The 14513-nt window shown below is 63.2% G+C and carries 11 protein-coding genes; all 11 read right to left on the reverse strand.

The genetic code is table 11. The features are described 5' to 3' along the window. Positions 1–18: 18 nt before the first annotated feature. Positions 19–582, reverse strand: coding sequence for a hypothetical protein (locus tag RFN28_RS05480; protein WP_320286357.1), 564 nt, complete (start codon positions 580–582; stop codon positions 19–21). Positions 583–613: 31 nt separating this feature from the next. Next, positions 614–1498, reverse strand: coding sequence for a ribose-phosphate pyrophosphokinase (locus RFN28_RS05485; protein WP_320286358.1), 885 nt, complete (start codon positions 1496–1498; stop codon positions 614–616). A gap of 43 nt (positions 1499–1541) precedes the next feature. Next, positions 1542–3053: a thymidine phosphorylase family protein gene (locus RFN28_RS05490; RefSeq protein ID WP_320286359.1), complete on the reverse strand. Its 1512-nt coding sequence runs from the start codon at positions 3051–3053 to the stop codon at positions 1542–1544. Between the two features lie 329 nt (positions 3054–3382). Further along, positions 3383–5776: a phosphoketolase family protein gene (locus tag RFN28_RS05495; RefSeq protein ID WP_320286360.1), complete on the reverse strand. Its 2394-nt coding sequence runs from the start codon at positions 5774–5776 to the stop codon at positions 3383–3385. 102 nt (positions 5777–5878) lie between these two features. After that, a complete protein-coding gene (locus RFN28_RS05500) occupies positions 5879–7264 on the reverse strand; it encodes an MBL fold metallo-hydrolase RNA specificity domain-containing protein (RefSeq protein ID WP_320286361.1) in 1386 nt (461 codons plus the stop codon). Between the two features lie 37 nt (positions 7265–7301). After that, positions 7302–8570 carry an MFS transporter gene (locus tag RFN28_RS05505; RefSeq protein WP_320286362.1) on the reverse strand — a complete coding sequence of 423 codons (1269 nt, stop codon included), beginning with the start codon at positions 8568–8570 and terminating at the stop codon, positions 7302–7304. Further along, the gene (locus tag RFN28_RS05510) at positions 8567–10984 is read right to left on the reverse strand and encodes a heavy metal translocating P-type ATPase (protein ID WP_320286363.1); all 2418 of its coding nucleotides are present in this window, start codon (positions 10982–10984) and stop codon (positions 8567–8569) included. Before RFN28_RS05510 ends, RFN28_RS05505 begins: the two co-directional genes overlap by 4 nt. A gap of 34 nt (positions 10985–11018) precedes the next feature. Further along, on the reverse strand, positions 11019–11318 hold the full coding sequence (locus tag RFN28_RS05515; RefSeq protein WP_320286364.1) for a hypothetical protein: 300 nt from the start codon (positions 11316–11318) through the stop codon (positions 11019–11021). 9 nt (positions 11319–11327) lie between these two features. Beyond that, positions 11328–11792 carry a hypothetical protein gene (locus RFN28_RS05520; RefSeq protein WP_320286365.1) on the reverse strand — a complete coding sequence of 155 codons (465 nt, stop codon included), beginning with the start codon at positions 11790–11792 and terminating at the stop codon, positions 11328–11330. A 130-nt stretch (positions 11793–11922) separates the two neighbouring features. Further along, positions 11923–13812, reverse strand: coding sequence for an ATP-dependent zinc metalloprotease FtsH (gene ftsH / locus RFN28_RS05525; RefSeq protein ID WP_320286366.1), 1890 nt, complete (start codon positions 13810–13812; stop codon positions 11923–11925). 12 nt (positions 13813–13824) lie between these two features. Next, a complete protein-coding gene (locus RFN28_RS05530) occupies positions 13825–14499 on the reverse strand; it encodes a methyltransferase family protein (protein WP_320286367.1) in 675 nt (224 codons plus the stop codon). Positions 14500–14513 lie beyond the last annotated feature (14 nt).

Consider the following 14513-nt stretch of genomic DNA (forward strand, 5'->3'; position numbering starts at 1 on the left):
TGCTGCGCCGTCTCCGGCCTACTGTAGGTGCTGATAGGTGAAGTCGATCTGCACGGAAGCCGGTTTCCGACCCGGGACAGTGATGTTGAGTTTGATATCGTAGCGATCGTTGCCCGGCAGTTCGACGAAGTTGCCGTAGGTGACGGTCCCGGCAATCGACATCGCCTCAAGGTCGATATTCTGCGCTCCGACATGGCCAAGCCCCGATACGTTCGCCGTTACGCGAGCGTTCTCGATGCGTGCGCCTGTCTTGGCGTCAAAAACGGCGACGACGACGTGGTCCTCGTGTTTACCCTGTGGCGCGCCGCCATGCATGGTCGCTTCGGGATGGCTTTCAAGGTGCCCCCGCACGATGGCCGCCGGCAGGACGCCGAGGTAAACGGCCAACCCCTGAGCGGTCTTGTAGCTGTCGTCGTTATCGGCGGCCGAAGCCAGGCTTCCGGCAGCGATCGCCACTACAAACACGCTGACAAGGAATCCGAGAATCTCCACCAACCGTCCAAGCCGCTTCGCTCGGGTGCGTAGCATAGGCGTCAGTCCAGTCGTTTCGATCGCGATCGGGTGTTGGGTTCTAGTGAACATGATCCTTCTCCTACCGCCTGCGTTGCAACGATCAGATCAGCTTCCCGACGGCGTCGGCAATGATCGGCGTCAAATCAATTGCGTTCGACGGATGAGGAACCGCGTTGGTCGTCACGACGGCCGAGGCGATGTCCTTCAGACTGCGATAGCTCTCGGTCGAGAGCAGCGCATGCACTGCCACGCAAACGACGGGAGGCAGATGCTGCTCGCGCAAGTGTCGGGCGGTTTCCATCATCGTACGGCCGCTCGAGACGATGTCGTCGATCAGCACAGGGACACGGTCCGAAAAAAGGTGAAGGTCGGGAACGCTGATCCTCACGTCGCGGTCTCCCCGCCGCTCCTTGCGAAGAACTCGGTAGGGCGCGCCCACCATGCCAGCGACGGCGGCAACCCACTGCTCGCTTTCGATGTCCGGACCGATCAGAAGCGGCCGTTCCACGTTCGACCTGATCCAGGCAGCCAGAAGCGGTGCCGCGTGCGCCGTCTCCGTGGGAATTGGATAGATCGCGCCGAGGCTTGGATGGCGGTGAAGATGCGGATCGACCGTGGCCAGCCAGTCGATCTCGGCCGAGAGGAGGCGTGCAAAGGCAACCGAGGTGACCGCTTCGCCGGGATGGAAGCGCTTGTCCTGGCGCATGTAGGCCAGATAGGGGGCCACGAGGCCGACACGCTGCGCTCCAAGCTCGCGGGCTGTTGCGGCGGCGTAGGCGAGCTTCAGGAACTTTGCATCCGGGCGATCGAGCGTGCAGACGAGGATGACGGAGCGGTTCTTGATATCCGTGCCGAGGCGCAGGTAGGTTTCCTCATCGGGAAAGCTCCGCACCTCCAGGACGCCCATTTCTCCTTCGATCCGGCTAGCCAAGCTCCTGGTCAGGGCTTCGTTGCCGGGTAGCGCAAAAAGCAGCGGGCGCGTCATGGCTTCATACTCCCGCCGAAGTGCCAAGGGGGCATCGTGTGAATCATCCTGCCGCTCCGATTTCGAAAACGTCAGGATGAGCGGTGGCGTACCCGAACGCGTATTCGAGTTCCCCCGGTGTTTGAGCGTGGATCTGAAACAACGGTTCGCCGGAACGGACGCTGTTCCCGATCCGGACGCGGCAATCGATTCCTGCAGCAGCGCTGCCGGGTGCGCCGGCGAGCTTGGCGATCCTTGCAAGTCGGCGGTTGTCGATCCGCTCGATCCGGCCTGTCCGGTTAGCGAGAACCGGACGGAGATGCGGCGCCGGTTTCGGTTCGGTGAAGCCGCCCTGCGCCTCGCAGATCGCGAGGAATTTGGCTAGCGCGGCACCACTATCGAGCAGCATGTGGGCTTGTGCGCGCCCCTTGCCAGGCTCGGCGCCAGGCACGGCATCGAGCAGCGCGCCGGCTATGTCGAGCGCGCGGTTGCGCAGGTCACGGGGGGCTTCTGCTTCGTTGCGCAGGACGCTCAGCACGTCGCGCGCCTCAAGGGCCGGACCGATGCCGTATCCGACAGGCTGGGCGCCGTCAGTGCGCATCACCGTAAGGTGCAGTCCCAGAGCCTGTGCCGTCACAAGCAGCCTCGCCTCGAGAGATGCGGCGGCTGCCGCGGAGCGCACCTTTGCGGTGGGCCCGACCGGAATGTCGATGAGAGCGTGTGTGGAGCCGGCCGCGGCCTTCTTGGAAAGTACGCTTGCGACCAACTGCCCATCGCTGTCGAAGTCGAGCGGGTGCTCGATGCGGATCAAGAGATCGTCGGCCGGGCTCAGACGGACATTGCCGCCCCACACGATGCAGCCTCCCTCCCGCTCGACGACGCGCCGCATGGCATCGATATCCAGGGCTACAGGCGCCATCACTTCCATGGCATCGGCAGTGCCCGCCGGGGATGTGATGGCACGGGAGGACGTTTTGGGGATCCGGTGCCCCGCAGCAGCGATGATTGCAACGACGATCGGAGTGGTGCGATTCCCTGGCAGGCCGCCGACGCAGTGCTTGTCCAGCACCGGCCCGCCGCCCCACTCAATGCGCTCACCGACGGCCAGCATTGCCTTGGTGAGCGCGATCGTCTCGTCGTTGTCCAATCGATCGCCGGCACAGGCCGTGACGAAGGCTGTCAGTTCGATGTCGGACAGGCGATTGGCGACTGCATCCTGCATGAGGGCAAGGAAATCCGTGTCGTCGAGCCGCTGGCCAAAGACCTTGGCCCGCAACGCAGCTGCCGACGCGGGTGGCTCCGCGTGGGAGAAGGTCGCCCACGCGTCAGGGTCGGGCTTGAGCACTTGCCAGGCAGCCTCTGACAACGCGGCGACATTCAATGCAAGATGATCGTCAACGACCACGTTAAGCGTGGCGATCACCTCTCGATCGCCGCTACGCGCCAAAACGCGTGTTAGCGCGGTGAAGCCTTCGGAACGGCACACATGGCAATCGCGATGCATGTAGACCACTGGCTGCTGGTATGTATCGATGCCTGCCCGGACCAGGCGCAGCCGGTTGTGTGGCTCGCTCATGTCGGCTGCTCCAACTCGATCCGTTCGAGATACTCGGGAAGGCGCGCCTGCCACCCAATTCCGCGATTGATGCGGCCAGGCAATATGTTGGCCGCAGCGGGTTCGCCGTGCGCGAGACAGGTCATCTTGGGAGCCCGCTCGGCGCGTCGCCGCCATTCGAAAACTTGCGATTGAGCAGTAGGGAGAGTCCGTGGTGCCGCTCCAAGAGCGCAAACGCTCGATGGTCCGGCATTCAAGACGAGTGTTAAGTCGGTCATGCCGGGATCACCTCGCGAATTTTGTCCAATCGGCGAGCCGAAGCCGGTCGATGGCATCTGTGCCGCAACCTGTCACCCTACCGCCCACTTCCAGTCACGAACCTCCGGCAGGTCCTGTCCATGGGCCAGGACGTAGCGACGGTGCTCAATGAGGTTGGTGTCCATCAGTTGTTTCAACTGCGCAGCAGTCTTGACCTGGGGAACCCGGTCAAGAACGCTCAGGACAAGGTGGAAGCGGTCGAGGCCATTCAGGACGGTCATGTCGAAGGGCGTCGTTGTCGTTCCTTCTTCGTTGTAGCCGCGCACATGAAAGTTCAAGTGATTTGTCCGGCGATAAGTCAGTCGGTGGATGGTCCACGGGTAGCCGTGATAGGCGAAGATAACCGGCCTGTCGGTGGTGAAGAGCCTATCGAAATCGCGATCTGTCAGGCCATGGGGATGGACCTCCCTTGGCTGCAGGGTCATGAGGTCGACCACGTTTACGACACGAATGTTGAGATCGGGGATGTGCTCTTTCAGGATCTGGACGGCGGCCAGCGTTTCGGACGTGGGCACGTCGCCGGCGCAGGCCATCACGACGTCGGGTTCGACACTGTTTCCGTGCGAGGCCCATTCCCAGATGCCGGCTCCCGCTTTGCAATGCGTGATTGCCTGATCCATTGAAAGCCACTGCCAAGACGGTGCTTTCCCAGCCACGATGATGTTGATGCGGTCCCAGGTCCGCAGCACGTGGTCGGTCAGATAAAGCAGCGTGTTGGCGTCCGGCGGAAAATAAACCCGGACAATGTCAGCCTTCTTGTTCAGGGCCACATCGACAAAGCCGGGATCCTGATGACTGAACCCGTTGTGGTCCTGCTGCCAGACATGGCTGGTCAAGAGATAGTTCAACGACGAAACCGGCCGCCGCCATGGAATTCCGTGGCTGGCATCAAGCCATTTCGCATACTGGTTGAACATCGAATCAACGATGTGGATGAACGCCTCGTAGCAGGAGAAAAGCCCATGTCGTCCAGTGAGGAGATAGCCTTCGAGCCATCCTTGACAGGTGTGCTCGGAGAGGATTTCGAGAACCCTTCCTTCCCGTCCGAGATGGACGTCCTCCGGAAGGATCTCTTCCATCCAGGCTCGTTCGGTCACGTTGAAGACATCCTGCAGTCGGTTCGAAGCGGTTTCGTCCGGGCCGACAATGCGAAAATTGCGCGAGGCCTCGTTGAGTTGCATGACCGCCCGCAGATAGTCGCCCATGACCCTGGTCGCCTCTGCCTTCACCGTGCCGGGCAGTGAAATGGAAACGGCGTGCTGGCGGACATCGGGCAGATCAAGGGATTTGCGTAGCAGCCCGCCATTGGCGTGTGGGTTCGCGCCCATCCTGCGCTGTCCGCTTGGTACCGTCGCGCGGATTTCGGCTATCGGTGAGCCTGCCCCATCAAACAGTTCTTCCGGGCGATAGCTGCGCAGCCATTCTTCCAAAAGACGCAGGTGCTCCGGATTCTCGGCCAGAGCGGCGAGCGGCACTTGATGGGCGCGCCAGAATCCTTCCGTCTTGAGGCCGTCGACGGTTTTAGGCCCGGTCCAGCCCTTCGGGCTACGCAGGACGATCATCGGCCACACCGGACGCCTATCCTGGCGGTCCGTGCCGTTTCGCGCGGCCTCTTGGATCGCACGTATCTTCCGCATCGCTTCGTCCAGAGTCGCAGCCATCTGTTGGTGCATCGCGCGCGGCTCATCGCCCTCGACGAAGAGCGGCTCATAGCCATAGCCGACGAACAGGGAGCGCAGTTCGTCCGCGGGGATGCGGCCCAGTATTGTCGGGTTTGCGATCTTGTAGCCGTTCAAGTGCAGGATCGGCAGCACCGCCCCGTCGTGCCCGGGATTGAGGAACTTGTTTGAATGCCACGCGGCCGCCAGCGGTCCGGTTTCGGCTTCCCCGTCGCCGACGACGCAGGCAACGATCAAACCCGGATTGTCGAAGGCCGCGCCATAGGCATGCGATAGTGCGTAGCCGAGCTCGCCGCCTTCATTGATGGACCCCGGAACCTCGGGCGCCGCATGGCTTGGAATTCCGCCGGGGAACGAGAACTGCCGGAAGAGCCTCCGCATTCCCGCCTCGTCGAGGGAAACGTCCGGGTTGAGCTCGCTGTAGGTTCCCTCAAGATACGAATTCGCGACCATCGCCGGGCCGCCATGTCCCGGCCCGCAGATATAGATCATGTTCGCGTCTTGGGTCCGGATCATCCGGTTGAGATGCGTGTAGATGAAGCTGAGGCCCGGAGAGGTTCCCCAGTGACCAAGAAGCCGGGGCTTCACGTGTTCGAGCCGTAAGGGTTCGCGCAGGAGCGGATTGTCGAGCAAATAGATCTGACCCACCGTGAGATAGTTCGCGGCACGCCAGTAGGCGTCGATCTGCTGCAGCTCCTCTTCCGAAAGCGGGCTGAGGGGAGCGGGTTCTAGTCTCCGGCTGGCCATCTCCGGGTTCCTTCCTTGTTCATTTGCTGGAAAAGAATTGGTTCGCCAGAACGCTGCGTCCGATGCCCGTCCGGACCATGCGCAGCCGTGTGCGTGGCTCGCTCATGTCGGCTGCTCCAGGTCGATGCGTTCGAGATGCTCGGGAACGCGCGCCTGCCACCTCACTTCACGACTGATGCGGCCACGCAATATGTCGGCCGCGTCGGGTTCGCCATGCGTGAGATAGGTCATCTCCGGGGCCCGCCCGGCGTGCCGCAACCATTCGAGAATTTCCTCGGCATCGGCGTGGCCTGAGAGGCTTTCGAGCTGCACGACTTCGGCGCGGATCGGAACGTCGTGCCCGAACATCCGCAAGTGGTCCGCGCCGCCCGCGAGAGCCGCGCCGCGTGTGCCGCCGGCCTGGAAGCCGGAAAGCAGGATTGCGTTTCGCGCATCTGCTCCGAAGGCCTGAATATGATGCAGCACACGCCCACCGGTGAGCATGCCGCTCGCCGATATGATGATCATCGGGCCGCGCCTGAGGTTCAGCGCCTTCGATTCCTCAACGGTTCGCACAAAGGTCGCAAGCGTGTACATCGCTCGGCAATCGTCGAGGCTGACGTGATGCTCGTCGTGAAAACGATGGTAGATATCCGTAGCATCGATCGCCATGGGGCTGTTGAGATAGACGGGCACGGCAGGGATCGCGCCGCGCTGTCGCAAGCGGGCTATGCAGAGCATGATGGCCTGTGCGCGGCCTACGGCGAACGCCGGAATGACGATCACGCCGCCCCGTGCGACGACACGCTGAATGATCGGCGCGAGTTCCGCCTCCGGATCGATCCGGCGATGCGCGCGGTTGCCATAGGTGGATTCGCAGACGAGCACGTCGGCCTCGCGCAGCGGCTCGGGCGGCCGCATCAACAGGTCTTGCGTGCGCCCGAGGTCGCCGCTGAAGTGCAGGATTGTGCCTTCCAGGTCGAGGCGGATTTGCGCGGCGCCCAGAAGGTGCCCGGCATGAACGAAGCGCGCCCGGATGCCATGCCCGACATCGAAATCGGAATCGAATTTCCGCGTTACGATACGCTCAAGAGAAGCTCGTGCATCCTCGGCTGTGTAGAGCGGCCGTGGGTCCGCATGCTTTGAATAGCCTTTCTCTTTGGCGTGTCTCGCCTCCTCTTCCTGCAAGTGCCCGCTGTCGGGAAGCAACAGTGCGCAGAGCTCGGCGGTGGCGGGGGTGGAGACAACGCGGCCGCGGAAGCCGTCGCGGACGAGCGCGGGAATGTAGCCGGAATGATCGAGATGCGCGTGGGTCAGCAGCACCGTCTCGATGGACTCTGGCGGTACCGGGAACGGCGCGCGGTTACGGTCGCGCAGCTGCTTGTAGCCCTGGAAAAGACCGCAGTCGACGAGGATGCGGTGGCCGTCCGCTTCGACAAGATATCGCGACCCTGTCACTGTTCCGGCCGCGCCAAGAAATCGAAGCGAGAAGGAAGAAGAACTCTTCATGGAATGCTCCCGACTGCGTGCGACATTGCGGCAATGCTCATTCTGCGACGCTCTTCCCGCCAGGGTCGCGAGCGACAGCCGGCGTGGTCTCAAGCTGACGCGGCAGCTGCAGACTTGCCACCGCGGCAATGGCTAGCACCGCGGCAGGCGCAAGGAACGCAACCGAGACATCGAAAGATTCGTAAAGCAGCCCGGCGCCTGCGGAGCCGAGTGCCTGTCCCATGCTTGTCACGGTGCTCTGGAGGCCAAGTTCGGCAGCATGGCCGCGCTTGGCAATCCAGGATATCCAATAGGTGAGCGTAGGAGCCAGTAGGCCTCCGGAAGCCGCCACCATGCTTGTAGGGATCAGTAGTCCATCGGACCCGCCCGCAAGGAGAACCATCGCCAAGCCGACGGCCATCACTGCAAAAGCTGGAGCGATTAGCCACCGTGTCGTCTCCGGCTTCACCAGCCGCGAGAATACGATGCCCTGAGCGATCAACATGACCGCCATGCACATCGCGAACATGGACCCGAGCTCCGTCGGTGTGATCGAAAGGCTGCGGCTCCGCAGCGTGAGGCCCACCTCGAACAGCCCGAGTCCTCCCGCCAAAACGCCCGCGAGCACCAGCAAACGGAGTTCGCCTGATTTCGCCGCCGCCGTGGATTCGAGGTCGTCGCGCTTCTGCCGCGGCGGTGGACCACGCTCAATGGCACGCGCAACCGTCGCCGCGGCGACGACGGCCCCTCCGGCGACGAGAAAGCTCAAAAGGAACGCGCCGTTTGACATCTCATCAAACGGCATGGTGCCGAGCCGCTGCCACGCGAGCCCGCCGATCATTGGGCCGGCTAGAAGCCCGAGACTAGATGCCACGCTGATCCGCCCGAAGGCTCGAGCGCGTCTTTGCTCGTCGGCTTCAGTGTCCGCGACGAACGCAAAGGCACTGGGAAGCACGGCCGCACTGAAGCCGCCGTTGAGCAGGCGCATGACATAGAGAAACGTCAGGCTTAGCGGAATTGTCGTTGCCGCAAAGGTGACGGCGAATCCCGCGAGGCCGAGAATTAGTATCGGCCGCCGCCCATAGCGATCCGACAATCGACCCCAGGGAAACGCTGTCGCCAACGGTGCGACAGCAAATGCGGCGGTCAGGAATCCTGTGTGACGTGCGATGTCGACGGCGTTCGGCGCCGACAGCAATCGCTGGACCATCTGCGGCAGCACTGGCAGGATCGTTCCGTAGCCGAGGGCTATCACGAATGCGGAGAAGACGAGCGCGGCAAGCGCCCGCGACTGACGGCGCTCGAGCGTCTTCGCCAGCCGGATCACGCCAGAGCTCCTGTAGGGTTCTCGCCAGCGTCAAGCTGGCCGCTCGCGGTGCCGCGGCTCGGACCGATCCCCTCCAGCTTCGTTCGCTTGAGCAGGAGCGCGTTGATGGCGACCAGCGCCGAGCTGCCGGACATGGCGAGCGCGGCGATCTCGGGGCTGAGCAGGAAGGGGTAGAGCACGCCCGCTGCAAGCGGGAAGGCTATGAGGTTGTAGCCGACTGCCCACCAGAGGTTCTGATGCATCTTGCGGAGTGTTGCGCGCGAAAGCGTCATCGCGCCGACAACGTCGTAAGGATCACTCTTCATCAACACGACGTCGGCGCTTTCGATGGCGACGTCCGTGCCGGCGCCGATGGCGAAGCCGACATCGGCCTGCGTCAAGGCCGGCGCATCGTTGACGCCGTCGCCCACCATGCCAACCTTCAGCCCCTGGTCCTGTAGTTCCTTGATCTTTTGAGCCTTCTGTCCCGGCAGAACGTCGGCCAGAACGATGTCTATGCCGAGAACGTCGGCGATGCGCTTGGCGGTTCCGGCGTTGTCACCTGTCAGCATCGCGACGCGCACGCCCTGGTCGTGCAGTTTTGCGATCGTTGCCGCGGCGCTCGGGCGGGGCGTGTCGGCTATGGCGACCAGTCCGAGAAGGGCTCCAGCCCGCGCCACATGGATGACGGTGCGGCCCTCACCTTTGAGCGCTTCCGCCTTCTCGCCGAGAGCCGAGAGGTCGATCTTCTGATCCTCCATGAGGCGTCGGTTGCCAAGGAAGACCTGCTTGCCGGCGATGACGGCGGTCGCGCCCTTTCCTTCGATATTGAGGAAACCGGACGTGCCGGGAATCTCGAGGCTCTTGGCGCGCTCAAGGATGGCGATCGCGAGCGGGTGATCCGATCCGCGCTCGACAGCGGCTGCGGCCTGCAGGACTTCGTCGGGTGACACGGTGGCGGCAGGTACGATCTCGACGACCTTGGGCTGGCCCATCGTAAGCGTGCCGGTCTTGTCGAAGACGAGCACGTTGAGCTTCGTCGCGTCCTCCAGCGCGCTGGCGTTCTTGAACAGGATGCCGTGCATGGCCCCGAGCCCGGTCCCGACCATCACGGCCATCGGGGTGGCGAGGCCAAGGGCGTCTGGGCAGGCGATGACGAAGACGGTGATCGTTAGCGTCAGGGCAAACAGCAGCGTTTGACCGAGGAACCAGAACCAGACGACAAAAGTCATGAGGCCGATGACGATTGCTGCCAGGACCAGCCACTGCGACGCGCGGTCGGCGAGAAGCTGGGCCGGCGCCTTGGAGTTCTGTGCCTCCTGGACGAGCTTGACGATCTGCGCGAGCGCGGTGTCCGCGCCCACCTTGGTCGCACGGTAGCGAAGCGTGCCGCTCTTGTTGATCGTGGCGCCGATGACGGTATCGCCGACCCTTTTCGTCACCGGCATGGACTCGCCGGTCAGCATGGACTCGTCGACCGCCGATTCGCCTTCGGTCACCGTGCCGTCCACGGGAATCTTGTTGCCGGGGCGGAGGACCACGACGTCGCCCAGCGCGACATCTGCGGTTGCGACCTCGACCTCCCTGCCCTCTTGGATCACCGTCGCCTTCGGCGGCGCAAGATCGAGAAGGGCTCTGATGGCCGCCGAGGCTCCGGCCCGCGCCCGCATCTCCAGCCAATGCCCGAGCAGGATGAAGACCAGGAGCACCGCAGCTGCTTCATAGAACTGCTGGCCTTGCCAAATGAAGGTGCTGCCGGTGCTGAAGAGATAACCCGTGCCGACGCTGAGCATGACCAGCACGGCCATGTTCAATACGCCGTTTCGAAGGGCTCGCCATGCCGCGACCGCGAAGGGCCAGACCGGATAGAGAATTGCAGCGCTGGCCAGCACGAACATCGTGACGTTCTCGCTGAGTCCGAAAGGCGGCCTGAGGAGAGGCTCGCCCAGCCCCATCGGCTCCATGGCAAAGAGAGGCAGCGAGAAGACAAGCGCGACCAGGAAACGGTTGCGCATGTCGCGGACCATGTCCTGCATGTCCATGCCTGCTGCGTGTCCCATCTCGTGCGCCGCCATGTCATGGGCGGGAGCGGCCGGGGCAGTGCCGGCGTGCCGCTGAGCGGCTGTCGCATGCGCATGTCGGCCGTGCTCGGCGTGCGAGGGCGCGTGCGCGTGGTCCGGTGGAACGGCCGTGCTGTCAGCTATGCAGACGTGCCGTGGTACTTTCTCGCCGCGGCAATGGAAACCGCACTCGTCGATGGCGCGTCGGATGGCGGCAGCATCGGTGCGGCCTTCATCGAAAGTGACCGTCGCCGTCTCGCCACCGGGATTCATGACAGCGTTGACGACCCCGGGGATGGACAGCAGCCGCTTCTCCACCGCCAAGTGGTCGAGCATCGAGATCAGGCCGCGGGTTTCAAACGTCACCTTGGTCATTGCCGATTCCTTCGCTTCCTTTGGCTCAACGCGATCAGTTGCCGCGCACCGCAAGCCAGGCCGAAAGCAGAAACAGCACGCCGGCGCTGACGAGGGCCGCTCCAGCAATCTGCACGGCGAGGCTTCTGCCGTCCTTTGCAAACCGGACCGGCGCGAGGCCGAGCCCGAAGAACACGACCAGCCCGATCACGCCCATGTATGACCAGGCGTGCCCGATCGAATCCTCGATCGCTTCGTCCAGGCCAGGAATGACGGCTTTTATGGCGTAGATCACCGCGGTCAGAAGCGATGCGACCACGATGGATGCACCGAACGAGTAGATTTGGCGGTCCATGGTTCTCTCCTATGAGGGCATCATCGTTTCCATGCCGACGTGGACAGAGCCGGCAAGCGTCGCGCCAGCGCCTTCCATGGCAAGGCCGAAGAGCACGATCAGCGCAGCGACCGTCAGGATCGGCGTTCGCGCGACGGTGTTCTGAAGGTCGAGGCGATAGGTCAGGACAGGCAGGTAGAGGGAAAGCAGAAGAATGAGGACGAACAAGTGCTCCTTGAATTCCATCGCGATATCGCCGACCGCCACCCATGATCCTTTTGCGGCCATCATCCGGTCGGCCCCGTAATAGTAGCTGTCCCAGAGCCCTCCCGATATCCACGTGAGGAGGAACAGCACCGCCACGACGATGCTCATGATCCGCATGCGTCGCAGCCGGTCTTTGTCCACACTCAGCGCCTCGACGAAAACCCAGACCGCCCCAAGGATACCGAGCACGCCGAGGGTCGGATGAATGAAAAGCAACGCCTCTCTCATTGGGTGACTCCCCTGTTCCGGGTTGCAGGCGGCAACCGTCGCAAATGTACACTCATCAGGGCTGTGCCCTTCGCCGTGGCCGCGCCTCTTCGGGCGTCATCATGTTCCGGCACACGCATGGCTACCCCCCTCATCCCGCCCGTGCCGGCACGACCAATGCCGCCGGCTTTGGTGTCTTTTCGGTACTCGAAACTGGCGTGAGCTTGCTTGCGATCGCGCGCAAATCATCCGCCGAGTAAGTCTCCTTGGCCAGAAGATCTCTCGCTGTCTGCTCGAGCAGTTTGCGATTGGAAGCGAGGATCGCGACGGCCTCACGGAAAGCATTGTCGATCAGGCCGCGCACGGCCTTGTCGATCGCCGCCGTCGTCTCTTCGCCATAGCGCCGCGGATGCCACTCGGCGCCGTCCGACCCGCCAAGGAGCGGGGCGGCCTGGGGCTCGTAGGAGACCTGCCCGAGCGTTTCGTCCATGCCATAGCGCAAGACCATGTTGCGGGCGATTTCCGTTGCCTTGCCGAGGTCGTCAGCTGCGCCCGTCGAAACCTCGTCGAAGGCGAGGCTCTCCGCCGCTCGCCCGCCCAGCAGCACCGTCATGCGGTTGAGAAGCTCCGCGCGGTCCATGAGGAAGCGGTCTTCGAGCGGCCGCTGCATGGTGTAACCGAGAGCCGCAATGCCGCGCGGGATGATGGAAACCTTCTGGACGGGATCGATCCCAGGCAACGTCATCGCCACCAGGGCGTGGCCCATCTCGTGATGCGCCACCACTTCCCGCTCGTGCGCATTGAGCAGGCGGTTGCGCTTTTCCAGCCCGGCTACGATGCGCTCGATTGCCTGGGTGAAATCATCGAGCGCGACGCTTTCCGCGCCTCGCCGCGTGGCGAGCAGCGCCGCTTCGTTGACGAGGTTGGCAAGATCCGCCCCGGTAAAGCCCGGAGTCAGCGCGGCGACGTCGTCGACCGGCACATTGGAGGCGAGCTTGACCTTTTGCATGTGCACCTGGAGGATTTCTGCACGGCCCTTCTTGTCCGGCCGGTCCACCAGCACCTGCCGGTCGAAGCGGCCGGCACGCAGCAGCGCCGGGTCGAGAATCTCGGGGCGGTTGGTCGCTGCAAGCAGAACGACGCCGGCGCTCGCGTCGAACCCGTCCATCTCCGTCAGGAGCTGGTTGAGCGTCTGTTCCTTTTCGTCATGCCCGCCTCCGCCCGGCAGGAAAGAACCGCGGGCGCGGCCGAGTGCGTCGAGTTCGTCGATGAATACGATCGCCGGAGCACTCCGGCGCGCCTGCTCGAAGAGATCGCGCACGCGCGCGGCGCCGACGCCGACGAACATCTCGACGAATTCGGAACCCGAGATCGAGAAGAAGGTCACGCCGGCTTCGCCGGCAACGGCACGGGCCAGGAGCGTCTTGCCGGTGCCGGGCGGTCCCACCAGGAGCACGCCCTTGGGGACGTGGGCTCCAAGCCTCCCGTACCTCGTCGGGTCCTTGAGGAAGGATACGACCTCCTTGAGTTCCTCCTTGGCCTCGTCGACGCCCGCCACGTCGGCGAACGTCGTCTTGATGTCCTTTTCGACAAAGACCTTGGCCCGGCTTTTGCCGATGGACATCAAGCCGCCTGCGCCGTGGCCGGTCATCGGCCGCACGAGGAACATCCAGAGGACGATGAAACCGACGGTCGGCAAGAGCCAGCCAAGCACCGTCTGAAAAAGGCCGGGACCAGGCTGTCCGGAGAAGGTCACGTTCTTCTTCGAAAGCGTCTCAGCCAGGTCCTGCGGAACGCGCTCGGTGATGAAGTGCTGGACCTGGCTCTGTCCGCCATCGGGAGTTTTGTAGGTGCCAGTGATCCGGTCGGGGCCTACGACGATGTCGGCGGCTTTGCCCTGGTCGACGAGCTGCTGGAACTCGCTGTAGGGGATCGCCTTCAGATGCGTCGGCTCAAACAGCATATCTCGGATCACGACGACCGCCATGAAGGCGAGAACGACGTACCAGAAATTGATCATGTGCTCGCGTTTGATTTCCATAGCCCCCTCCGATCAGTGCCGTCCCGCCGCGTCCTGTCTCGGACCGCTGGCAAGAGTGCTCAGGCGTGGAATGAAGGCCGGCACCTCGCGCATGTAGCGTTCGTATTCGGGGCCGAATTCGGCGAGCGTCTCCCGCTCCTCGATGCGCGCCAGGCGCACGTACATGAAAACCAGGATCGGGAACATTGCGAGCGTGAGCAACGTCGGCCACTGCAGAAGGAAGCCGAACATCACCAGGACGAAGCCGACATACTGGGGATGGCGGACATAGCCATAGATGCCCGTCGTGGCGAGGGCGCGACGGCTCTGCGCCTCATAAAGCACTTTCCACCCGGCCGAAATCAACACGAAGCCGCCGCCGATGAAGATGAAGCTGAGGATGTGGAACGGCCCGAAATGCGGGTTCGCCCGCCAGCCGAACAGTTCCTCGAGGAGATGTCCCGCATCGTGCGAGAACCAGTCCACGTTCGGGTAGCGGCTCTGTAGCCAACCTGAAAGGAGGTAGATCGTTAGCGGAAAGCCGTACATCTCGGTGAACAATGCCACCAGGAAGGCGCTGAAGGCACCAAACGATCTCCAGTCCCGTTTCGTCTGCGGCTTAAAGAAGCTGAAGGCGAAGATGATGAAGACCGCCGAGTTGATGATGACCAAGGACCAGAGGCCATAGGCGGGAACACTGTCGTGCATGGACGGACTCCCTT

Source organism: Mesorhizobium album, assembly GCF_033977205.1.
GTDB lineage: Bacteria > Pseudomonadota > Alphaproteobacteria > Rhizobiales > Rhizobiaceae > Mesorhizobium > Mesorhizobium album.

Coding starts and splice junctions, on each gene's coding strand:
- RFN28_RS05490 (WP_320286359.1), bottom strand. CDS start 3,053: ATGAGCGAGCCACACAACCGGCTGCGCCTGGTCCGGGCAGGCATCGAT.
- RFN28_RS05495 (WP_320286360.1), bottom strand. CDS start 5,776: ATGGCCAGCCGGAGACTAGAACCCGCTCCCCTCAGCCCGCTTTCGGAA.
- RFN28_RS05530 (WP_320286367.1), bottom strand. CDS start 14,499: ATGCACGACAGTGTTCCCGCCTATGGCCTCTGGTCCTTGGTCATCATC.
- RFN28_RS05480 (WP_320286357.1), bottom strand. CDS start 582: ATGTTCACTAGAACCCAACACCCGATCGCGATCGAAACGACTGGACTG.
- ftsH (WP_320286366.1), bottom strand. CDS start 13,812: ATGGAAATCAAACGCGAGCACATGATCAATTTCTGGTACGTCGTTCTC.
- RFN28_RS05520 (WP_320286365.1), bottom strand. CDS start 11,792: ATGAGAGAGGCGTTGCTTTTCATTCATCCGACCCTCGGCGTGCTCGGT.
- RFN28_RS05500 (WP_320286361.1), bottom strand. CDS start 7,264: ATGAAGAGTTCTTCTTCCTTCTCGCTTCGATTTCTTGGCGCGGCCGGA.
- RFN28_RS05485 (WP_320286358.1), bottom strand. CDS start 1,498: ATGACGCGCCCGCTGCTTTTTGCGCTACCCGGCAACGAAGCCCTGACC.
- RFN28_RS05510 (WP_320286363.1), bottom strand. CDS start 10,984: ATGACCAAGGTGACGTTTGAAACCCGCGGCCTGATCTCGATGCTCGAC.
- RFN28_RS05515 (WP_320286364.1), bottom strand. CDS start 11,318: ATGGACCGCCAAATCTACTCGTTCGGTGCATCCATCGTGGTCGCATCG.